The following is a 22,388-nucleotide window of genomic DNA, read 5'->3' as shown; positions in this document are numbered from 1 at the left end:
CCCTTCCGGGCGCCCGGAGCCTTACGCAAACAGCCGCTCGTATTCGGCCGGCTTGAAGCCGGCCAGAAGAGCGCCGTCGGCCTCCAGTATCGGGCGCTTGATCATCGAAGGCTGCTTCAGCATCAGGGCCTTCGCCTTTTCCGCGTCCAGCCCGGACTTTTCCTCATCCGGCAATTTGCGGAACGTCGTGCCGGCGCGGTTCAACACCGTTTCCCAGCCGAGCGCGTCTATCCAGCCCTGCAGGCGGGAAGGCTCCAAGCCCTCGGACCGATAGTCGTGAAAGGCATAGGAGACGCCCTGCGCATCAAGCCAGGCACGCGCCTTCTTCATGGTGTCGCAATTCTTGATTCCGTAGATGGATACAGTCACTGTGCGCTCCAACCGAAAACCCGTGTCCGGTGAAGAGGCAAAGTTCATGTCAGTCAACCCCTCGATCCGGGTCGGTGTCGGCGGCTGGACCTTCGAGCCCTGGCGCGGCAGCTTCTACGACAAGGGCCTTGCCCATTCCCGCGAGCTGGCTTTCGCAAGCCGCAGGCTGACGACGATCGAGGTCAACGGGACATTCTACCGATCCCAGAGCCCGGACACATTCCGCAAATGGCGAGACGAAACGCCGGACGGATTCGTCTTTGCGCTGAAGGCGCCGCGCTATGCCACCAACCGGCGCAACCTGGCGGAAGCGGGAGAATCGATAAGCCGCTTTACCGAGGGCGGCCTGGCGGAGCTGGGCGACAGGCTCGGCCCGATCAACTGGCAGTTCGCCGGCACCAAGCGCTTCGACCCCGAGGAGTTCGAGGCCTTCCTTCGCCTCCTTCCCGAGGCTGCCGGCAGCCATCCGCTGCGCCACGCTGTGGAAGTGCGTCATGAAAGCTTCCGCGACGAGCGCTTCGTCGATCTGTGCGCGGGGCGCGGCGTTGCGATCGTCACCGCGGCCGATAGCGAATATCCGCTCATCGGCGACCAGACGGCCGACTTCTCCTACCTGCGCATCATGGGTACGGCGGCAGACGAGCCCCTGGGCTATCCGGACGAACGTATTGCCTATTGGGCGGATACGGCGCGCGCCTTGTCCGAGGGCAAGGTACCGGCGGATCTGACGCCCGTTCGCCCGGCAGGCAAGGCGGCCGCCCGCGACGTTTTCCTTTACGTCATCAGCGGCGCCAAGGAAAAGAACCCGCAGGCCGCCATGGCCCTGATCGACCGGCTGGGCCGGCACTGAAAGAGCCATCCCGATGAGCCTCCAATCCGTACGCGCCTTCTTGAGGGAGCGCGCTCCCGAGATCGACATTGTGGAACTCGATGTCAGCACCGCCACGGTGGCCGAGGCGGCTGCCGGCCACGGCGTCGAGCCAAGGCAGATCGCCAAGACGCTGTCGCTGCGCGTCGGCGATACGGTCGTGCTCGTCGTCGCGGCGGGCGATGCCAGGCTCGACAATCGCAAGGTCAAGACGCTTCTTGGCGGCAAGCCGCGCATGCTGAACGCGCAAGAGGTCGAGGCCGTGACGGGCCATCCCGTCGGCGGGGTCTGCCCCTTCGGCCTGCCCGCTCCTTTGCCGGTCTATTGCGACGAGTCGTTGCGCGCGTGGGACATGGTGGTGCCGGCGGCCGGCTCGCGCAACAGCGCGGTGCGGATTGCGCCCGAACGCCTTGCCGAGATCACCGGCGGCCTGTGGGTGGATATCTGCCAGTCCGCCACCCCCTGATTACCGGCGGTTTCATTCTTTGCAAAATGACAGGCAAGACCTTATAGCTTGCGCGCAAAGCCGCGCGGCATTAGGTGCTGCACGACATCATTCGTGGCCCGAACCGTCATAAAATCGCTGCCGTCCTTGCGCATCGATCGGGCAGCCAGCATCAGGAGATGGAACCTTGTCCAACACCTTCGACCGGGTCGCCGACATCATCGCCGAAACCAGCGAGATCGACCGTTCCAAGATCACGCCCGAAAGCCACACGATCGACGATCTGGGCATCGACTCGCTCGATTTCCTCGACGTCGTCTTCGCGATCGACAAGGAATTCGGCATCAAGATCCCACTGGAAAAGTGGACGCAGGAGGTCAATGACGGCCAGGTCGACACGGAAGAGTATTTCGTGATGAAGAACCTCTGCGCCAAGATCGACGAATTGCGCGCCGCCAAAGCAGCCTGAGGCGCAAGCCCGCCATGGCCAAGCAATCCGTCGTCGTCACCGGCATCGGGCTGGTATCCTCGCTGGGCGAGGGCGTGGAATCCCATCTGCGTCACCTTGCCGGCGCCAGCGCGCCCCAGCCCATCATCGAGGCCGGCGCCTATGCGCCGGCGCTCGTCCATCCGCTTCCTGCGATAGACTGGTCGACGCAGATCGAGCGCAAGGGCGACCTGCGCCAGATGGAGACCTGGCAGAAGCTCGGCACCTATACCGCCGGGTTGGCGCTGGACGACGCCGCCATCCCGAAGGACGAAGCCTTCCGCGCCACGATGGACATGATCGTCGCGGCCGGCGGCGGCGAGCGGGACGAGACCGTCGACGCGCTGGTGATGGCGCGCGCACGCGGGGCGGAAGATCCGCGTGCCGATATCAACGAACTTCTGATGACCGAGCTTCGGCCGACGCTGTTTCTGGCGCAATTGTCCAACCTGATGGCGGGCAACATCTCCATCGTCCACAAGGTGACGGGCTCGTCGCGCACCTTCATGGGCGAGGAAAGCGCCGGCATCTCGGCCTTCCATGTGGCGGCGTCCCGCATCGCAGCGGGCCAGAGCCGCATCTGCCTCGTCGGCGGGGCGTTTTCGGCGCAGCGCAAGGATATTCTCGTCAACTACGAATTGGGCGACTATCTGCTGCATGCGCCCTGGCAGCCGGTGTTTTCGCGCAGCGGCAAGGGCGGCTTCACGCCCGGCGCCATGGGTGCCTTCCTGGTTCTGGAATCGGCCGAGTCGGCAGCAGAGCGCAACGTGCCGGCCTATGCCAGGCTCGGCTTCGTGGCGGGCGATCGCGGCCCGCGTGACGACGAGGCACTTGCCGCGCGTCTGTCCCGCATGTTCGCCGACAGCGGTGCCGACGCACGCGATCTGATGGTCCTGTCCGGCGCAACGGGGCTACAGCCCATCACGGATGTCGAGCGCCGCACGGTCGCCGCCCGCTATCCCGACGCGGCCCTGCGTGCCTATGGCAATGCCATCGGCCACGGCATGGAAGCGCAATTCGGCATGGGGCTGGCGCTGGCCGCGGCGGCCTTGTCGCGCGGGGCGATGCCCGCTCCTGCCGATGGCGGTGAAGAGCGGCCGGCAGGCTTCACGCCGCGACAGGCCCTTGTCACCACGATAGGGCATGTCCGTGGCGAAGGTGTCGGCCTTCTCGAGGCGATAGGTTAAGCCATGAGCGCAGATCTTCTGGACACATTCGGGCGGCCGGTCGTCGCCATCACCGGGGTCGGTGTCGTCACCTCGCTCGGTCGCGGCGTCGAAGAAAACTGGACCGCTCTGACGCAGGGACGCTCGGGCATCCACCGGATCACCCGCTTCCCCATCGATAATCTGCGCACCACCATCGCAGGCACCGTCGACTTCATGGACGTGGAGCCGTGGAGCGGCATCGACCTGTCCTTCGCCCTGGCCGAAGCGGCCGGAACGGAAGCCATCGAAAGCGCCGGCCTCGACGCGCGCCGCTTCGATGCGCCCCTGTTTCTTGCGGCGCCGCCCATCGAGCTGGAATGGTCGCAGCGACTGTATCTCGACAGCCTGCCCGACGCCGTCCTTGAGGAGGCCGGCTACGACCGGCTGATGCTGCTGGCTGCCCGGCGCCATGCGCCCGACATCTACCGGCTGACGCTGTTCGGCGGGATCTCCGAGCGTTTGGCCGACAGTTTCGGCACGCGCGGACTGCCTGTCACCCTGTCCACCGCCTGCGCTTCCGGCGCAACGGCCATCCAGCTCGGCATAGAGGCGATCCGGCGCGGAGAGACATCGCGCGCAATCGCCATCGGCACCGACGGCTCCGTCGGCGCGGAGGCCCTGGTCCGCTTTTCGCTGCTGTCCGCCTTGAGCACGGCGAACGACGCGCCGGAAAAGGCATCCCGCCCCTTCTCGAAGGACAGGAACGGCTTCGTCATGGCCGAAGGCGCCGGTGCCGTGGTGCTGGAATCTCTGGAAGCGGCCAGGGCGCGGGGCGCGGACATACTCGGTATCATGCTGGGCCACGGAGAATCTGCCGACGATTTCCATCGTACGCGCTCCAAGCCCGACGCCACGCCCATCGTCGCCTCGATCCAGCGCGCGCTGGCCGATGCGGGCCTGCAGCCCGAGGATATCGGCTACATCAACGCGCACGGCACCTCCACGCCGGAAAACGACCGCATGGAATATACCGGCCTGTCCAAGGTATTCGGGGACGCCGTCATTCAGACGCCCATCTCCTCCAACAAGTCGATGATCGGCCACACGCTGACGGCGGCCGGCGCCATCGAAGCGGTGTTCTCCACGCTGACGCTCGCCCGTGGCGTCCTGCCGCCCACGATCAACTACGACACGCCGGACCCGGCCATTCCGCTCGATACGGTGCCGAACACCGCGCGCAAGGCAGAGCCGACGACCGCCCTTTCCAATTCGTTCGGGTTCGGCGGCCAGAACGTCAGCCTGGTCGTCGGCCGCGCGCCGCGCGACTGACCCGCCCGACAGAACCCAAGGACGAAGAGACCAAGATGCGCGCCTTGCAACTCGTCGCGGACCGCGACCTCCAAGTGGTCGACCTGCCGTCGCCGCCCCCGCCCGGCCCAGGCGAGGTCACCGTGGCCATCCGCGTCGTCGCGCTCAATCACATCGATGTCTGGGGCTGGCGCGGCATGGCCTTTGCCAAGCGCAAGCTGCCGCTGACGATCGGGGCGGAAGCCTCGGGCGTCGTGGAGCGACTTGGCGAGGGCACGTCCGGCCTCGTTCCGGGCCAGCTCGTATCGATCTATGGTGCGCGCACCTGCGGCCTGTGCCGCCCCTGCCGGGAAGGGCGCGATAATCTCTGCGAGCATGTCTCCGGCGTGCACGGCTTTCATCTCGATGGGTTCGCGCAGGAGCGCATCAACCTGCCGGCCCGGCTTCTGGTGCCTGCGCCGCCGCGTTGCGACGCTGTCGGGGCGGCGCTCGCCCCCGTTACGTTCGGCACCGTGGAGCACATGCTCTTCGACAATGCCCGGCTGCAACCCGGTGAGACCATCCTCGTTCATGCCGGCGGCTCCGGCATCGGCACCGCTGCCATCCAGCTTGCCAAGCGGCATGGCGCCACGGTCATCACCACCGTCGGCTCGGACGACAAGATCGAGAAGGCGCGGGCTCTCGGGGCCGATCACGTCATCAACTATCGGACCGACCGGTTCGAAGGCGTCGTGCGCAAGCTCACGCGCAAGCGCGGCGTCGACGTCGTGTTCGAGCATGTCGGCGCCGACACATGGGCCGGCTCCATGCTGTGCATGAAGCGCGGCGGCCGGCTGGTCACCTGCGGCTCCACCTCGGGCGTCTCGACCCAGATGAACCTGATGCAGCTCTTCCAGCAGCAGCTGAAGCTGCTGGGCTCCTTCGGCTGCCGAATGGAAAACATGGCCGATGCCATGCAGAAGATGGCCGAAGGCCGCGTCCAGCCCGTAATCGACATGGAAGTCGGCCTCGACGATATCGCCCCCGCCCTGAAGCGGATGGAAGGGCGGCAGGTATTCGGCAAGATCATCCTGCGCATGTCGGACGAGCAGGACGGATGAAGAGGGGGTTGCGCCGCCTGCGCGATCGCCTCGGCCTGATGGTCGACTGGGTGGTTGCGCAGATCGCCTTTTCGCTTTTGGCGGTGCTGAAGCGGCTGCCCCCGCACAAGGCGTTGAATTTCGCCGACTGGCTGGCGCGGACGGTTGGCCCCCTGACGCCCCGCCACAAGCTGGCGCTCGACAATCTGCGGCAGGCCTATCCTGAAAAGGACGCCGCCTGGGCAGAGCGAACCGCCAGGGCGAACTGGGGGCAGATGGGGCGCATCGCCGCCGAATACGTCTTTCTGGACCGCCTCTTCGACTACGTGCCCGGCCGGCCCGATGGCGAGGGCCTGATCGACGTGGAAGGGGTTGCGCTGTTCGAGGAGCTGCGGGATCGCAAAGGCCCATTCATCTTCTTTACGGCGCATATCGGCTGCTTCGAGCTGCTGCCGGTCTGCGCGGCAACCTTCGGGCTGGAGGTGACGGCCCTTTTCCGCCAGCCCAACAACCCCTTCATTGCGGCCCGCGTCCTGAATGCGCGGCGTACCGATGGCGGGCATCTCGTGCCGTCCAAGGCAGGGGCCGCCCGCAACCTTGCGGCCAGGCTGGATGAAGGCCGGGCCGTCGGCATGCTGGTGGACCAGAAGTTCCAGAAGGGTACACCCTCGCTCTTCTTCGGCAGGCCATGCCTGACCAACCCGTTGTTGCCCAAGCTGGCGCGCCAGTTCGACGCCGAAATCTATCCGGCCCGCTGCGTGCGTCTGCCGAATGGTCGATACCGGCTGCAGCTTGAGCCGAAGCTGGATCTGCCGCGCACCGGCGACGGCGATATCGACGTCACCGCAAGCGCGCAGGTGCTCAATGACGTCGTCGAGCGGTGGGTCCGCGAGACGCCGGAACAGTGGATGTGGTTTCACCGGCGCTGGCAGATCGTTAACCGTTCATAGAGCATGCCGAAACTCTGTCGTCATGCCGGGCAACCGTTGTCGACAAACGGCGTTTCCCTGTCTGGCGGGCTCATCCCCGCCGCGATTTCCGGCACACAGGCGCCGGGTCGCCAGAAGGCAGGAGGCTGTACCATGCGTATCCTGATCGTCGAAGACGACGCGCTTATCGCCATGGACCTGGAAGACATCGTCCAGGCACGCACGGGCGCCGAATGCCTGTTGGCCGCGACCGTCGACCAGGCGCTTGCGCATGTGTCCCAGGGCGTCGATTTCGCGCTGCTGGATGTCAACCTCCGGCCGGCCGGCGCGACTTCGCAACCGATTGCCGAGCGCCTGCAGGCGATAGGGGTGCGGTTTGCCTTCGTAACGGCCAATCCCGATCAGATACCGGCCAACATGCGGTCGGTGCCGCATGTCCAGAAGCCGTTCCATCATAGCGAGATCGAAAAAGCCCTGCCCCGAACATCGGGCGGTAATGGCGGCTTGCCCCGGTACGCAAAACCTGAAGCCGGGGCATGGGCGACGTCGCCGCGTCATCAGGCTTAAGGCAGATTCACTAAAGTTCGCCTAACGCATCTGCAAATTCACCATGCGGACACAAAATTACCCGCAAGCGGCAAGCCGCTCGCGGGTTTTGGCACGTCACACGTATCGAGGCGCCAGGCGCCTCGCCGACTTAGCGGCTCGCCACGTCGTTCACGGCGCCCTCGGTTGCGGAGACGGTGTTGCCGACATCGCGTCCGACGCCGCGTACGGTGTTGGCACATGCCGAAAGCGCCATGACAGCGACGAGGCCAAGAGCGATAGTTGCGGTACGACGGGGCATCGTGAAACTCCAGGTTAAACTGACTATGCGGGACAAACGCCGCATGTGGCAATTCGTTCCACCCGTCTTCAAAATTCGATGACAAGCTGTTGAGGCGTAGCGGAAGGCCGGTCCGGTCGGGGTCGATTAATCGCCTGCCGCACTTTCTTCGTATCAGGGCAGAGGTTAAGACAGGGCGCGCCTTGCCGCGCCGCGGGATGTGACCAATCCGAAAACTGGAGGTAGCGAGAAGCCCGATGAAGCTTAAGGACTACATCTGGCCGATCATCGGTCTTGCCGCAGTGATCTTTTCCGGCTGGATCCTCTTTCACGAAGTGCGGGAGCTTTCCCTAGACGCCATCCTCACCAGCTTCCAGGCCATCTCGGCCCGGCAATGGACGCTCAGCGCCATCGCCGCCATCGTGGCATACACGATGCTGGCGCTTTACGATCAGTTGGCCTTGCGCCACCTGAAGCGATGGATCCCGTTCCGCTTCGTGCTGGCTACCTCGTTCACCACCTACGCCTTGTCACACAATATCGGCGCATCGGTCTTTTCCGGTGCCGTGGTGCGCTACAGGGCTTACACATCCAAGGGCCTCACCGTTTCCGACGTCGCCCTGCTGATCGCCTTCTGCTCGTTCACCTTCGCTCTCGGTGTCCTGATCGTGTCGGCGATCTCGCTGCTCGTCTATCCGGAAGCGATCAACGGCTATTTCGATGTATCGCCCATCGTTCCACGGAGCATCGCAACGGCCATCCTGCTGCTGGTCGCGCTCTACCTTTTCGGCAGCTTCTCAGGGCTACGCCCCCTGCGCATCGGCAAGTTCCAGCTGCATTACCCTTCACGTGACGTCGTGTTGCGCCAGCTCGTCATCGCGCCGGCCGAGATCTTCGCGGCGGCCGCCATCATCTATTTCGCGCTGCCGCCGGAAAACCATCCCGGCTATATGATGGTCGTCGCCGTCTTCGTCATTTCCTTCTCGCTGGCGCTCATATCCCATGCACCCGGCGGTCTCGGCGTCCTGGAAGTGGCCTTCCTGGCCGGTTTCCCCTTCCTGCCCGAAACGGATGTCCTTGCGGCACTGCTGGTCTTCCGCATCCTGTACCTGCTCATCCCATTCGCACTGGCGATCATCATCGTGCTGGGCTTCGAGCAGAGTTCCATCTGGCGCCGCCACAAGCACGATACGCCTCGACGCTGATCAGTTTGGCGGGTTCCAACGCTCCAGGCGTTGCTGCCACATGCGTTCGCCGATGCGGCAATCGACCGCCGCCTCGCTGGCCTGAACCGGCACGACCACGTCAGTGCCGCCGGGCTTTGGCCATGTGCCCGCAAGCTCGAGGATCAGTTTGCGGCGTATGGCCTCCGGAAACTGCGACCAGTCGTTGACCGGAATGACGAAGGCTCCGGCGCCGCCCGTCACGCAGGCGGTGTAATAGGCATCGAGATCGGCGATACCGCCCCACGAGAAGTCGCCGGCTTCTTCTCCGGACGTCATCAGCGGCAGGCCGTTGATCGTCACCCCGCGCGCCACCGCCGCATCCCGCGCCTCGTCCACCGGCCGGCCCTGATTGTTGGGGCCATCGCCGGAAAGGTCGATCACCCGGCGCAGGCCGGCAAAGCCATTGTCCTCGAACAGCGTCACGGAAAAATCCAGGGCGGCCGAAATGGATGTCCGTCTTTCGCGGTTCGGTTCCTCCTGCGACAGCCGGTAGGCGAAGCCGTCCGCTGCCTCGCGAGAGTCGATCAGGGTCCACGGCACCACGACGGACTGGGTAAAGCTGCCGGCCCATTCGACATAGGTGACCGCGACCCGGCCCCAGCCGCCGTCCAGAATGGCTTTCTGAACCTCGGGGCTGCGAAAGGCGGCAATGTACCCATCCCGCTGGATCGCCTGTTCCGACATATCCATCGACCAGGAGACATCCACCGCAAGCACCAGCTCGACGTCCACATCGACATCCTGCGCCGCGGATGACGCGGCGAAGGAGGCGGCGGCGACGTACACTGCAACAGCAGCGGGGTGGAAAAGTCGGCAGCGCATGCGGGAAAGCGTCCCCCCGCCGGAGGCGGGGGGCAATTCACGAATGCGTGACTGCCTGTATGCTAGTACAGGGCGTTATGCGTCACGAACTTGGTGGTCAGGTAGGCGTCCATCGATTCTGCCCCGCCTTCCGAGCCGTAGCCGGAGTCCTTCATGCCGCCGAACGGCGTCTCGGGAAGCGCAAGGCCCAGATGATTGATCGTCATCATGCCGGCTTCGACGGAGTCGGCCAGCGTCTCCACCGTCCGTGCCGACCGCGTGAAGGCGTAGCTCGCCAGGCCGAACGGCAGGCGATTGGCTTCCTCGATCACCTCGTCCACCTTGGCAAAGGGCGTCATCAACGCCACCGGCCCAAAGGGCTCTTCGTTCATGATGCGCATGGTCCTGTCGACATTGCGCAAAACGGAGGGCTTGTAGAAAGAGCCTTTGTTGCCGATCCGCTCGCCGCCAAGCGAAAGCTCGGCCCCGTCGCGCACTGCATCGGCGATCAGCTCGTCCACGGCCTGGACGCGCTTCTCGTTGACGAGAGGGCCCATCTGGGTACCGTCATCGAGGCCGTTGGCCACTTTCAGCGCCGATGCCTTCTCCACGAAGCGATCGACGAAATCGTCGTAGATCGATTCCTGGATCAGGAAACGGGTCGGCGATACGCAGACCTGCCCGGCATTGCGATACTTGGAGCCAACCAGCGTCGCTGCGGCACTCTCCACGTCGACGTCGTCGAACACCATCACCGGCGCATGACCGCCGAGTTCCATCGTGGCGCGCTTCATGTGCTGTCCGGCCAGGGCGGCAAGATGCTTGCCGACGGGCACCGATCCGGTAAAGGACACTTTCCGGATAACCGGGTGCGGCACCAGATGTCCGGAAATCTCGGCTGGCGACCCATAGACGAGTTGCACGACGCCGGCGGGAATCCCCGCATCGACGATCGCGCGGATCAGGAGCGCCGGAGAGGCCGGCGTCTCTTCCGCCGCCTTGACGATGATGCTGCAACCGGCCGCGAGAGCCGGAGCCACCTTCTTCACCACCTGGCTGACGGGAAAGTTCCACGGCGTGAAAGCGGCCACGGGGCCCACCGGCTCGCGCAGCACACGCTGGTTTACGCCGTCCGCGCGCGGCGGGATGAGCCGCCCATAGATGCGGCGGGCTTCCTCGGCCGACCAGTCCAGCACGTCGGCGCAGGACAGAACCTCGCCCTTCGCCTCGGCGAGCGGCTTGCCCTGTTCGGTCGTGACGGTGCGGGCGATGTCGTCGGCGCGCTCGCGGACGATTTCCGCCGCACGCCGCAATAGCCGCGATCGTTCGACGGCAGGTACCTTGCGCCAAACCCTGAACGCCGAATCGGATGCGGCAAGGGCCCTGTCCAGATCGGACGTTGCGGCCTTGGCGACCGTACCGATGACTTCGCCGGTTGCCGGATTGACGACCTCGATCGAGTCGCCCCCCTCGCCGTTGACCCATTCGCCGGCGATCAGAAGCTGCGTATGCGGATACATCTGGAAACCCCATCAATCTGGCCTGTCTTCAGGCCGTGTCTGGCAGCTCCAATATAAGCATGCGCGCCACCGCTTCCCACCCTTTTCGGCCTGAAAGGCACCGTTTCCGGGAAGGTCTGGCTGCATTGCGAAAAAAGTGCAGCAAAGCTCTGGACACCGCCGCCCTCACCCACTAGAAACCCGCTCGTGAGCACGGGCCAACCGGTTCACAGCGCGAAGGCGCTCGGGTGATTAGCTCAGTTGGTAGAGCAGCTGACTCTTAATCAGCGGGTCGTAGGTTCGATCCCTACATCACCCACCATTTACCAAGTTTAGACAATGTTGCGCAAACTGCGGCGGGCCGGCGATTAGCCGGACGACGCCGTTTTGCGGCCGGCCAGCCAAGGCGGCGACGGCTGTGATTGCGAACGGCTCCAGCAGGCCCGGCACGACCTGCGCACCAGCGCCTGCCTTGGACGTTTCAGACAGATTGCAGCCCGCAGGGGCATTCGCGGGCCGATGGCTCTCGACCGCTGTTGCGGATGGAATGCCGTCGCATTGGCCCTGTAGGGCATAGGCCGTTATCCAGGCCCGCATATGGAGTGATTGGGCGCGTCACTCACACGCCCTCCAGACGACACCCTAAGGGTTTTCTGTTTCCACGAAAACCTCGGTACGGTTTCCCCACCGGCTCATCGTTTTCGATCATACCGTGCGCTGACACGGCGCCGCGCTTACGGCCTTGCGCACCTTCGACACCCCTCCCCGCCCCTGCACGAACCGCAGCGTTTCAAAGACGTCCCGGCCAGGCCGAAAAAGAGAAAACGCGAACCGGGGGTCCGGTTCGCGTTCCAATATTGCGTCAATCTTTTCGCCTTCCACCGCCCCGGCATGCGCATTGCATGCCGGGGCGGGTCGGCCCTAGAGATTGTTGAAGATGTTGGAGTAGTTGTAGTTGTTTTCCTGATAGGGATTGAGCAGCCCGATGCCCGAGATATGCGGGTTTTCCTTGGCGAATGCATAGATCTGCTGTGCATCGTCAATCGAGAACGTACCCCCGCCACCGTTTGCACCGGCGCGAACCAGAATGCCGACCTTGGTATCGGTATAGCCGACGGAGTCGAGCTTCTGCATTGCGTCGAGCGCGACGTCGATTGCCGTGCGGCCCATGTCGATCCCGCTTCCCGAGCCCCAATAGTCCGCGGCCAGGATGTTCAACACATCCAGCTTCACACCATTTGCATGGGCGCCCTGCAACATCTGGATCGCGCCGGCGGTGAGGCCGGTCGTCGACGTTTCTACCGTGTAGGAAATGTGCAGGGCATCCGACTTCTGGGCATCGAGATCGCGAAGGGCGACATCGCGCACTGTATGCTTGCTCGCATTTGCGGCGTATGCGTTGAGGTCGGAACTCCAGAATGTGAAGTCGACATAGTTAGAAGAATAGCGGCTCGTTAGGTATGACAGCTGGGGAAGGAGTGCCGACGAAGTTGAGTATCCCAAGGCCAGATCGCTGGTGCTGTCGGAGGTATCACGTGCAAACGACAGGATAACCGGTTTCGCCCCACTGCTGCGGTATTCGCTGATCTGACTTTGACCGGTGGTTTCCCCGGTACCGGATGCACCGTAGTTCATCCATCTGTCCTGGCCGCCAACGCCGATTAGTGCGGAGGTTCCTCCGGCCCAGACGATCGTGTTGCCCGAGTTCTCCACATGGTTGTGGATGTAGCTCGTGGACATGGACGACGAATGGCCGATGAAGTTTGTGACGTCAGTATCGGTCCGGCTGACATCGGCGACCATTGTGTAGGTTTGAGCAATGTCCGGCACCGGTGTCGAGCGCGTTACCACCGACAGCGGAGTGGATGCGACCGACGACCCGGTCTCGTCCTTTGCCACAACCGTCACAGAGTAGGTATGTGCTGCCGTCAGCCCGGTCAATGCAAATTGGGTGTCCGTCGCGCTGCCGACCTTTGTACCGTCGACGAAGATGTCGTAACCCGACACTGTTCCGGTGCCCGGTATAAGCGCCTTGTCCCACATGACGAAGGCGCCCGTCTGGCTGATGCCCGTTGCATAAACGCGTGTCGGCGCGTTCGGTACAGCCGGATCGGAATACAGGGGCCCGACAAGCGTCCACTCCGAACTGGCCGAAGGGGGCGTGTAGTCGCTGGGATACCACTTTGTCTTGTAGACCTGCCCCTCGTAGGTGGCGTACAGGCCGCCGCCCGGGTAGGCACCCACCGCATCCGTCCAGGGCTTAACGAAGGCGTATTTCTGGACGATCACCGATTCCGTCGCCGACGTACCGCCAATATTGCCGGCGAGATCACGGACCTTGGCAGTCAGTGCGATCGTCGTATTGGACTCCGTGGCAAGGCCAAGATCGCCCGCATACAGGCTGACCGATGTCTGCGTCGTTCCGGCAAGTAATGTGACGGTGCGGATTAACGTGCCGTCCTTGTAGATGTCGAGCTTTGAGCCGGCTGACGCTGCACCATGCGAGAAGGAAACGGGAATGCCGCTGGCACCCTCTCCACCGACGACCTTATGGTCTCCGCTAACCGCCGCGATCACCGGGGCCGACGGGGCCACCGTATCGATCGTCACGTGATGAAGCGTGCTCCTGGTTCCCTCGACCCCATTGGATACCAACGACGCGGCGAATGTGTAGTCGCCGTCGATCGAACCGAAGTCACTTCCGCTAAGAGTGACCACCGTCTGATTCGTTCCTGCAGATGCCGTGACTGATTTGATCAGGACACCGTCGCGATAAACCTTCACCACCGAGCCCGCCACCGCCGCAGCGTGACTGACCGTGAAGGACACGCCGCTCGTCTTTTCCGCTGCGTTGACGATATCGTCGGACGACAAGGTGTTGACGATCGTCAGGCCCGAGTGGGTGTCATAGCCTGCTCCAGTATCGGTGATACCTTCGAAAATGGTGGTGAATCCATATGGATCCTGCGTGATCCCGCTTCCGCCCACGGTCAGTTGACCTACGGTACCGGTTTCGTCGCGGCCGAGCGACCAGATGCCCAGGGATGCGACATCGGGATTGTCCTTGGCGAAGGCCAGTAGTTCCTGCGCATCCTGCAAGGTGAAGATTTCGGTCTGGACGTCGTTGATGCCGATCATCGGCGTGATGCCCACCTTGGACGCAAGGCCGATCTGGCGCAACTGCGCGATGGTGTTGCGCGCCGCGTCGATCGCATTGCGGCCTTGATCGCCGCGATGGCCCCAATCACCGGCCCCGTAATCCATCGCCATGATGTTGACGACGTCCAGGTTGAGGCCGTGGTCCTTGACCATCTGCATCAGGGCAACCGCGTTCGGCAGCATCCCATCCGGCGTGATCGGGATCGTGTACGAAATAGTCACGTCGGGATTGGCTGCCTTGATGGCTTTCAAGGCCTCGATCCGGTTCAGGTGGGTCTGGTTCAGATAGGCCTGATGATAGAAGCCATGATACCCGCCAGACTCGACCGAATTCAGCGACGCTCCTTCGATGTCTATGTCGAGATGCTTAACCCCGTAGGTGTCCAGCACCGACTGGTACATCGCCGTAAGCGCCTGCACATCGGTCACGAACAGGGCCGGCTCGCTGCCGGAGAAGCCACCGAGCCCGATCGTGACGTCGATACCCCTGCCCTGTAATTGCTGGATAAGCGCCTTGATCGTGGTGCTGCCGTTCGATGTCTTGTCGTCCGGGAAGATCGAGGTGTTGCCCTCGCCCCACCGCAGGCCATGGGTGACGCCTGTCGGGTTGCCGTTCGCATCGACGGCCGCTGCCGTATCGGAATTTACCCATCCGTCCGGCTTGAGCACCAGGAATGCGAGGGTCACGTGCTTGGCGTTGCTCGTGGTCAGCGCTTCCAGCTGGCCTTGCGACTTGCCAAGTCCCATGTCGATATAGGGGGAGTAGTATTGAGCGATGTCCCACAACGGGTACGCGGTCGTTTGGACCGAAACACTTTCCGCGACCTGCGTCTCCGTTCCATTCTCAGCGACATGCACCGAGAACTGATAAGCCGTCGACGCAGTCAGGCCGGTGACCTTATAGGACAGGTTCGCAGTGGTGGTCAGCAGATCGCTGCCCTTGTAGATTTTGTAGGTCACCGCGGCGCCGCTGCTGCTTGCCGCGTGAGCATCCCACATGAGCATGACCGAGGTGTCGGCCAACGCCGTTGGCAGGATACGCAAGCCCTGCGGCTGCGGATTTGTTTGCAGCGTTTCCACAACTTCCCAGGGGTTCGAGCTGGGATCGCTGATCGTGCCCGGTTCCTCGCCGAGGGAGGCGTACCACTTCGTGCGATATACGACTCCCTCATGCAATACGTAGAACGGCTGGCTGCCCTGAACAGTCGAATTGTACGGATAGTTCTTGCCGGCGTCCCAGTTCTGCAGCGTCGCGTATTTCGAGACTGCAACGGTATGCCCCGCGCTCGCTGCCGAGGCATTGCCGGCGGCGTCGATGAGCTGAACCGTGAAGGACGGCGAGGCGGCAGTACCCACTGCTCCCCAGTCGCTGCCATACAGCATGACTTGCGTTTCGGTGGAATCCGTTGCCAGCGTCACCGTCTTGACCAGAACCCCGTCGCGGAAAATCCGGGCCTTCGTTCCGGCATCGGCGATGGCGTGCGTGAAGGTAAAGGCGAGGCCGCTGCTCGCCTCCTGTGATCCCACCGCATCGTCGCCGGCCTGCTGACCGATCACCGGCGCCGTGGGCGCAGTCTTATCCACGGTCACCGCACGCGGTGCACTGGTGGACAAGGTGGCGCCACTGCCGTTCACCACCCGGACGGAGAACAGATGGACGCCCTCCGCACCCCAGTCCGCGCCACTTAACGCAATATCGCGCGATGTGCTCCCTGCGGCGAGCGCGAGCGTCTTGACGACGATGCCGTCACGGATGACCTGAAGTTGGGAGCCGGCCACGGCCGCCGGGAAGTTGGCGGTCACCTGGGTTGTTGCCGTGCTTTCGGCGGAACCGACGATATCGTTGCCGGAAACCACACCCAGGACGGTCAGGCCGCTGGCCGGATTGTACCCCGCGCCGGCATTGGATAGCTGGTTGAAGATGCCCGAGAACTCGTAGCGCGTCTGGTCGACGATCGCACTGCCGTTCGGGGTGACATCGTCCTGTGTGAAGCCGTTGGAGCCCGGATCGCTCGGAAGATCGCGACCAAGCGACCAGATGCCGAGCGAGGCGATATCGGGATTGTCCTTCGCGAACTCGAGGACCTCGCGCGCATCCTCGAGCGTGAACACCTCACTGATCACGTCGTTGATGCCGATCATCGGCGTGATGCCGACCTTCGTAGCCAACCCGAGCCCCCGCAACTGGGCAATGGTGTTGCGCGCGGCCTCGACGGCGTTGCGCCCCTGATCCGGATCGCCCGTCCCGTAATCCATGGCCATGATGTTGAGGACATCGAGGTCGAAACCTTCGTCCTTGACCATCTGCATCAGGGCAACTGCGTTCGGCAGCATCCCCGATGGCAGAACCGGCACGGTGAAGGATATGGAGACTCCCGGGTTTGCCTCCTTGATGGCCTTCAGCGCCTCGATACGATTGAGGTGCGTCTGGTTGAGATAGGCTTGCGGATAGAAGCCGTGATAGGCGCCGGATTCCAGCGAGTTCAGCGAAGCGCCTTCGATATCGATATCAAGGTGCTTGATGCCGTACTCGTCGATGATTGACTGATAGATCGCCGTCAGCTTGTCGACATTCGTCTCGTAGAGGGCCGGCTCACTTCCGGAAAAGCCGCCAAGCGCTATGGTGACGTCGATGTTCTTGCTTTGCAGCTCGGCAATCATCGCCTTTACCGAAACTGTCTCGGTAATCATGTCCGACGGGAAGACGGTGGTGTTCGACTCGCCCCACCGCAAGCCGTTGGTGTTGCCGGTTGGAACACCCGCGCTGGTGACCTGCGACGCATGGTCGGCGTCGATCCAGCCAGCGGGCTTCAAGACCAGGAAGCCGAGAGTGACAGCCTTGAGCCCGGACTGCTCGATGATCTTGAGGTGATTGTTGTAGGTAACCGGCCCGATCCCGACATCGATATAGGGGGAATAGACCTGCGGGATATCCCACCAGCTGGACGCCGCCGTCTGGAATGCGATCTGCTCGCCAAGGTTAGTCAATACGCCCTGCTCGACCACCTTCACCGACAGCACGTAGTCCGTTGAGGCAGTCAGGCCCTGGACATTAAAGGCAAGATCCGTCGTCTCCCCCAGCAACGTGGCGCCGTTGTATATCCGGTATGCAACGGAGTGCCCTGCCTGCGTCGGCGTGTAACGATCCCAGACAAGCAGGGCCGAAGTATTGCGCACGGCGGCGGCCGAGATATCGAGAAGCGTTGCCGCGGGGTTTACGGTGACGGTTCGAGCCGCGCTCTGCACGCTGACATTGCCTGCCGCATCCATGAGGCCGACCGTGAAGGCGTGCGCGCCATTGCTGCCCCAATCGGATTCAGCGAATGAGAGGGCAGTGGAAGTCGAGCCGGCGGTAACCGCGATGCTCTTCACCAGGACGCCGTCCCGGTACAGGTTGAGACGCTCTCCTGACTCCGCCGCCGCATGGGTTACGATGGCGTCAGCCGACTGCTGTCGCTCGATTGCGGTGACCGTATCATCGCCGGCAATCACGCCCAATGCCAGAGAGGCGGCATCGGGAGCGGTATAGTCGACAATCACGTCGCGCGCGGCTGTCGTCCGGAAGACCGAAGCCGGGCTGACGAGACGGGCGGTGAAGCTGTGCGTGCCCTCGGTGCCCCAGTCAGAGTTCGTCACAGGGATCGCCGTCGACGTTGACCCGGAAACCACCGGAGCCGTCGTGACCAAGGTCGAGTCGCGATAGAGCTCGACCGTCCAGCCGGCTCCTAGGGCGGTGTGCGAAACGATCGCAGAACTCGTCTGCATGCGTTCCGTGCCGTTGACGACCCCGTCCGAAAGCCCGGAAAGCGTGGTGGGCAATGCAACCGTCACGGTCTTGGAGAAGCTGAAGGCACCTGCATTGCCGGCGGCGTCGACCACCCGAGCCTTGAACGTATAGATGCCGTCAGGCCCCCATTCGGCCGGATCGATGTCGACCGTCGTCTGCGTTGTGCCGACCGTCATATCATAGCGCTTGAACAGCGTATCGCCGTTGTAGAGTTCCAGCATGGAACCTGCGGTCGCCACATCGTGCCGCACTGTCGCATGAGAAACCGCAGCGAGCTCAACGGCGCCAACGGAACCGCTGTTGGCGATCGACAGAATCGAGGATGCGGCCGGCGCCAGACTATCCACAAGAACGGACCGGACCTCGCTCCAGGCCCCCGCATTCCCGGACCCGTCGACCATGCGCGCCTTGAAGACATGCGTACCCTCGCTGCCCCATTCGCCGGCGGCCAAGGATACCGTCGTGCTGGTGGCGCCTGTGGCGAGAGCGACCAACTTTACGAGCCTGTCATCCCTGTAGATTTCGATCCGCGCTCCGAGTGCTGCCGCGTCATGTCCGATCGCAACGTCGACCCCAGCCACCCTCTCCGCGGCATTCACCATGCCGTCCGTGGCGAGCGGACCCCATGTCACCGCCCCCGGTGCGGACGATGCAACCGTGACGACCTGCACTCCGCTCCACGCCCCGACGTTCCCGGCGCCGTCCACGAGGCGCGCCTTGAACGTGTGTTCACCATCGCTCCCCCAGTCGCTGCCGGTGAGCGTGATCGCCGTCGCTCTGACACCGGCGGAAACGGAAACCGAACGAACGATATCGCCATCCCGCCAAAGCTGTACGACCGAACCCGCAGTTGCCGCCTCGTGCGAAATCCTGACGATCGTAGAACCCAGCTTTTCAGCCGCGTTGACGTTGCCATCGCCGACAGCTGTCATGACGGCAGCCAGAGGCGCGATCGTATCGATAGAAACCCGCTGTTCGGTGGAAAACTGGCTGACGTTTCCGGCGACATCCACGATGCGGACCTTGAAGCCATGAAACCCGTCGCTTCCCCAGTCCGAGCCGCTCATCGCAAGGTCCGTGGCCGTAGCCTCAGCAGCAACCTGCACGGTCTTGACGCGAACGCCATCGCGATAAAGCTCCAGCGTCGCCCCTTCGCTCATCGCCCCGTGCGTGACGGAGACCATCGAAGAAGCTGCCTTCTCGGCAGCACTGACGATCGCGTCGGTGCCGAGGATCGGGAGCACCGGTGCGAGCGGAGTTCCCGTCAGGACGGTGACGTGCCGCTCCGCGCTTAGGTCGCTCTGGTTGCCTGCGGCATCGATCAGCTTTGCCGTGAAGACATGCGCACCGTCGGCGCCCCAATCTGCGGCGTTGACGGCGATGCGGGTGGATGTGGCCGCATAGGCCGGCACCACCGTCTTCAAAAGGCCGCCGTCCCTGTACAGCGACAACGTCGTTCCCGACGCGGCAGCCTCATGGCTGACCGTGATGAACCGGACGTTCGTCTTCTCGAGTACGTTGACGTAATCGTCCCCGGCTACGGTTTCGATGATGGGAGCGGCATCCGCCGCCGTGTCCACGAGGACACGGCGCTCCGAGCTCCAGGCACCGAGATTACCGGCGCCGTCCACCAGCCGGAACTTAAAGACGTGTACGCCGTCAGCCCCGACATCCTCCGCCAGCAACGTCACCGTCGTGCTCACGGACGCGTCCGAAAGCGCGACCGTCCGCAACTCCACGCCATCGCGGTAGATCTGCAGCATGCTGCCAGGCTGCGCCAACTCATGCGGTATGACGAGCGGAACGCCGGCCGCCTTTTCTACAGCGTTGATCCGATCATCCCCCGCGATGATGGGCACCACGACCGCGGCAGGCGGACTGGTGTCAACCCGAATGCTTGACAAGACGCTCCAGTCACCCGCGCCGCCCGTCGGATCGACCATGCGTGCCTTGAACTGATGCTGTCCGTCTGCACCCCATTCGGCCCCTGACATGGGAATAGCGGTAGACGTAGAACCGGCGCCTGCGGTGACGGACTTCACCAGCACATCGTCGCGGTACAGCTGGATAACGGCTCCGGACAGAGCGGCCTCATGGCCAACCTGCCACAAGGTTACGGAACGCCGCTCCTCGGCGTTGACGACCCCGTCCGAGGCGACCGTCGCCAGCGTCACCGCGGCGGGAAGAGCGCCGGCCACGGAAACCCGTTGCTCCACGCTCCAGGCGCCCTCGTTGCCCGCGGTATCTACAAGTCGAGCCTTGAGCGCCACCGTTCCCGGCGTACCCCAGTCGGCAGGCGCAACGACGATGCTGGATGTCGTCGCACCGGCCACCGGTGCAACCGTCTTCCACAAGGTGCCGTCACGGTAGAGCTGCAGGACCGACCCTGCGGTAGCGGCCTCGTGGCCAACTGCTATGGTGACGTTTGCCTGCTTCTCGGCAAGGGTGATCTTGTTGTCGCCGGTGATGGAAGGCAGTGTGGCGGCAAGCGGGCCGCGCGTATCCACCAGCACGTTGGATACGGCACTCGCTTCGCTCGCGTTTCCGTACGCATCGACGATCCGCGCCGTAAAAGCGGCCGGACCATCGGCGCCCCAGTCCATCCCGGACAGTTGCAGATTTGTGGATGTCGCCCCCGTTGTCATGGTCACGCGACGCACAAGCGTCGATCCGCGATACAGTTCGAGCTGGGCTCCGGCGGAAGCGGCGTCGTGGGAAATGGACAGGGTAGATGCTGCGATCCGCTCTGCCGCATTCACCATCCCGTCGCCCGCGAAGACACCCAGCACCGGCGCCTCGGGAAGCGTCGACGCAACTGAGACGGACCGAACCGCACTCCATTCACCTTCGTTGCCGGCCGCGTCGATCAGGCGCGCCTTGAAGGCATGGACGCCATCGCTACCCCAGTCGGCCCCGGTCAGGCTGATGGATGTCGAAGAGGCGGCAGCAGCCAGGGTGACGGTCTTCACAACGACGTCATCGCGCATCAGCTCGACACGCGATCCGCTCATGGCCAAGCCATGGCGAACGATGACCGCCGTCGATTGTGCCTTCTCCGCCGCGCTGACTTGATCGTCACCTGCGATGACCGGCAGCTCGGCGGCAGCGGGCGTGGCCGTATCGGCGCTGTACGAGGCGTTCGTGCTCCACGCGCCGACATTTCCGGCGGCATCGACAACGCGTGCCCGGAGCATATGCGCACCTTCGGTACCCCATTCGCCAGCCAGCAGCGTGACAGAGGTGGAAGAAGCGCCAACGTCGAGATCGATGGTCCTGATCAGCACACGGTCGCGATAGAGCTCCAGCTTGTCGCCGGCGCCTGCGGCCTCGTGAGCGATCGTGAAGCCCGCGCCCTGCGTGGCCTCGGCGACGTTGACAAACCCATCGCCCGCAATGGCCGAAAACGTCGGGGCCTGTGGCGGAGTGGTGTCCACCCTCACAGTCTGAGAGCCACCAAAATCGCCCGGGTTGCCGGCGCTGTCGACGACACGGGCTTCAAAGACGTGATTTCCGTCGGCGCCCCAGTCTCCACCGCTGAGACGTACGGTGGTCGAGGTTGCGTTTGCGGCTATCGAGACCGACTTCAGCAACGCGCCGTCGCGCCAGATTTCCAGCTTGCCGCCGCCAAGCGTGCTGGCATGCTGTATGGAAACGGTCGTGACCGTGGCGCGCTCCGCCGCGGACACGATGTTATCCCCTGCCAGCACAGGCATTGCGACACCCGCCGGGGTCTGCGTGACGACCTGCACGGAACGCGCCGAACTTACCGGGCTGGCATTCGCGGCACTGTCGATCAGCCGGGCCGAGATATCGAAGGAGGACACTTGCTGGAAAAGCGCTGCCGGCAGATCGACCGTCGTGCTGCGCGCCCCGGCCTGAAGGGTCACGGTCTTGACGAGCGCCCCGTCCATCAGGATGTCCATCGTGGTTCCACTGACGGCCGCCTCATGGGAGATGACGACGGGGATGTCGGCGGACTGCTCGCTGGCATTGACCTTGTTATCGCCGGAAACCGACAGAACCGTCGGGCGCGAGGGCGGACGTGTATCCACCAGAACCGTTTCGCTTGCACTCCAGGCGCTGGCAACGCCGGTGCCGGGCGCGATCGTCCGCACCTTGAACGTCCGCGTGCCATCGGCGCCCCAGTCGGCGCCGGACAGGCTGAAAGTCGTGGAGGACGCGTTGCTTCCCACGACGACGCTGCGCACCCGGACGTTGTCGCGCCAAAGTTCGAGTCGCGTGCCGGTGGCCAGCTCGCCGTGCTCCGCCCTGACGAGGGTGACGCTCTGCTTGCGTTGCAGATTGATGATGTCGTCGAGTGTCAAGCTAATATCAGACATGGCCGTCGCCCTAAAATAAAAACTTATAGTTGTATTTAATTTATACTACATGATATCGTATATAGCAAGTTATCGTCTTTGCGCAAACAATAATGCCGCCCGGCGCGATGCGCCGGG

The 22,388-nt window shown here is 63.6% G+C and carries 14 protein-coding genes and 1 tRNA gene; 10 read left to right on the top strand and 5 right to left on the bottom strand.

The genetic code is table 11. The features are described 5' to 3' along the window. Positions 1-21 precede the first annotated feature (21 nt). Complete coding sequence (locus AUL31_RS01105; RefSeq protein ID WP_060600493.1) at positions 22-369, bottom strand: ArsC family reductase; 348 nt, start codon at positions 367-369, stop codon at positions 22-24. Positions 370-415: 46 nt separating this feature from the next. Here AUL31_RS01105 and AUL31_RS01100 point away from each other — a divergent pair, with 46 nt between their 5' ends. From AUL31_RS01100 to AUL31_RS01065, 8 genes are all read left to right on the top strand, one after another. Beyond that, complete coding sequence (locus AUL31_RS01100; protein ID WP_060600491.1) at positions 416-1,219, top strand: DUF72 domain-containing protein; 804 nt, start codon at positions 416-418, stop codon at positions 1,217-1,219. Between the two features lie 13 nt (positions 1,220-1,232). Further along, complete coding sequence (locus AUL31_RS01095; protein WP_060600140.1) at positions 1,233-1,703, top strand: YbaK/EbsC family protein; 471 nt, start codon at positions 1,233-1,235, stop codon at positions 1,701-1,703. 166 nt (positions 1,704-1,869) lie between these two features. Continuing rightward, on the top strand, positions 1,870-2,151 hold the full coding sequence (locus tag AUL31_RS01090; RefSeq protein WP_039191744.1) for an acyl carrier protein: 282 nt from the start codon (positions 1,870-1,872) through the stop codon (positions 2,149-2,151). A gap of 14 nt (positions 2,152-2,165) precedes the next feature. Next, positions 2,166-3,356 carry a beta-ketoacyl-ACP synthase gene (locus tag AUL31_RS01085; protein WP_060600137.1) on the top strand — a complete coding sequence of 397 codons (1,191 nt, stop codon included), beginning with the start codon at positions 2,166-2,168 and terminating at the stop codon, positions 3,354-3,356. Positions 3,357-3,359: 3 nt separating this feature from the next. Then, on the top strand, positions 3,360-4,646 hold the full coding sequence (locus tag AUL31_RS01080; protein ID WP_060600135.1) for a beta-ketoacyl-ACP synthase: 1,287 nt from the start codon (positions 3,360-3,362) through the stop codon (positions 4,644-4,646). Positions 4,647-4,681: 35 nt separating this feature from the next. After that, positions 4,682-5,725: a zinc-binding dehydrogenase gene (locus tag AUL31_RS01075; RefSeq protein WP_060600133.1), complete on the top strand. Its 1,044-nt coding sequence runs from the start codon at positions 4,682-4,684 to the stop codon at positions 5,723-5,725. Next, positions 5,722-6,654, top strand: coding sequence for a lipid A biosynthesis lauroyl acyltransferase (locus AUL31_RS01070; RefSeq protein ID WP_060600130.1), 933 nt, complete (start codon positions 5,722-5,724; stop codon positions 6,652-6,654). Before AUL31_RS01075 ends, AUL31_RS01070 begins: the two co-directional genes overlap by 4 nt. 132 nt (positions 6,655-6,786) lie before the next feature. After that, positions 6,787-7,200, top strand: a complete 414-nt coding sequence (locus AUL31_RS01065; protein ID WP_060600128.1) for a response regulator — start codon at positions 6,787-6,789, stop codon at positions 7,198-7,200. A gap of 130 nt (positions 7,201-7,330) precedes the next feature. Here AUL31_RS01065 and AUL31_RS20450 read toward each other — a convergent pair whose 3' ends face one another. Beyond that, positions 7,331-7,480, bottom strand: a complete 150-nt coding sequence (locus AUL31_RS20450) for an entericidin domain-containing protein (RefSeq protein ID WP_192387621.1) — start codon at positions 7,478-7,480, stop codon at positions 7,331-7,333. A gap of 236 nt (positions 7,481-7,716) precedes the next feature. Here AUL31_RS20450 and AUL31_RS01060 point away from each other — a divergent pair, with 236 nt between their 5' ends. Then, positions 7,717-8,664, top strand: a complete 948-nt coding sequence (locus AUL31_RS01060; protein WP_060600126.1) for a putative bifunctional lysylphosphatidylglycerol flippase/synthetase — start codon at positions 7,717-7,719, stop codon at positions 8,662-8,664. Here the strand turns inward: AUL31_RS01060 and AUL31_RS01055 are convergent, their stop codons facing one another. Together AUL31_RS01055 and AUL31_RS01050 are read right to left on the bottom strand one after the other, a co-directional pair. Beyond that, positions 8,665-9,507: a DUF1194 domain-containing protein gene (locus tag AUL31_RS01055; RefSeq protein WP_060600123.1), complete on the bottom strand. Its 843-nt coding sequence runs from the start codon at positions 9,505-9,507 to the stop codon at positions 8,665-8,667. Between the two features lie 62 nt (positions 9,508-9,569). Then, a complete protein-coding gene (locus AUL31_RS01050; protein ID WP_060600121.1) occupies positions 9,570-11,006 on the bottom strand; it encodes an NAD-dependent succinate-semialdehyde dehydrogenase in 1,437 nt (478 codons plus the stop codon). 225 nt (positions 11,007-11,231) lie between these two features. Here AUL31_RS01050 and AUL31_RS01045 point away from each other — a divergent pair. Continuing rightward, positions 11,232-11,307, top strand: a tRNA-Lys gene (locus tag AUL31_RS01045). A gap of 599 nt (positions 11,308-11,906) precedes the next feature. Here the strand turns inward: AUL31_RS01045 and AUL31_RS01040 are convergent. After that, a complete protein-coding gene (locus AUL31_RS01040) occupies positions 11,907-22,271 on the bottom strand; it encodes a fibronectin type III domain-containing protein (protein WP_082646712.1) in 10,365 nt (3,454 codons plus the stop codon). Positions 22,272-22,388: the final 117 nt, after the last annotated feature.

This window comes from Aureimonas altamirensis, from assembly GCF_001463885.1.
Classification (GTDB): Bacteria; Pseudomonadota; Alphaproteobacteria; order Rhizobiales; family Rhizobiaceae; genus Aureimonas; species Aureimonas altamirensis.
Note: the sequence above shows the minus strand (reverse complement) of the source record. Positions and strands in the feature narration are given on the sequence as shown.

Bases quoted from the DNA above. Each gene is read 5' to 3' on its own strand.
- AUL31_RS01100 (WP_060600491.1), top strand. From the start codon at position 416: ATGTCAGTCAACCCCTCGATCCGGGTCGGTGTCGGCGGCTGGACCTTC.
- AUL31_RS01095 (WP_060600140.1), top strand. From the start codon at position 1,233: ATGAGCCTCCAATCCGTACGCGCCTTCTTGAGGGAGCGCGCTCCCGAG.
- AUL31_RS01085 (WP_060600137.1), top strand. From the start codon at position 2,166: ATGGCCAAGCAATCCGTCGTCGTCACCGGCATCGGGCTGGTATCCTCG.
- AUL31_RS01080 (WP_060600135.1), top strand. From the start codon at position 3,360: ATGAGCGCAGATCTTCTGGACACATTCGGGCGGCCGGTCGTCGCCATC.
- AUL31_RS01075 (WP_060600133.1), top strand. From the start codon at position 4,682: ATGCGCGCCTTGCAACTCGTCGCGGACCGCGACCTCCAAGTGGTCGAC.
- AUL31_RS01070 (WP_060600130.1), top strand. From the start codon at position 5,722: ATGAAGAGGGGGTTGCGCCGCCTGCGCGATCGCCTCGGCCTGATGGTC.
- AUL31_RS01065 (WP_060600128.1), top strand. From the start codon at position 6,787: ATGCGTATCCTGATCGTCGAAGACGACGCGCTTATCGCCATGGACCTG.
- AUL31_RS20450 (WP_192387621.1), bottom strand. From the start codon at position 7,480: ATGCCCCGTCGTACCGCAACTATCGCTCTTGGCCTCGTCGCTGTCATG.
- AUL31_RS01060 (WP_060600126.1), top strand. From the start codon at position 7,717: ATGAAGCTTAAGGACTACATCTGGCCGATCATCGGTCTTGCCGCAGTG.
- AUL31_RS01055 (WP_060600123.1), bottom strand. From the start codon at position 9,507: ATGCGCTGCCGACTTTTCCACCCCGCTGCTGTTGCAGTGTACGTCGCC.
- AUL31_RS01050 (WP_060600121.1), bottom strand. From the start codon at position 11,006: ATGTATCCGCATACGCAGCTTCTGATCGCCGGCGAATGGGTCAACGGC.
- AUL31_RS01040 (WP_082646712.1), bottom strand. From the start codon at position 22,271: ATGTCTGATATTAGCTTGACACTCGACGACATCATCAATCTGCAACGC.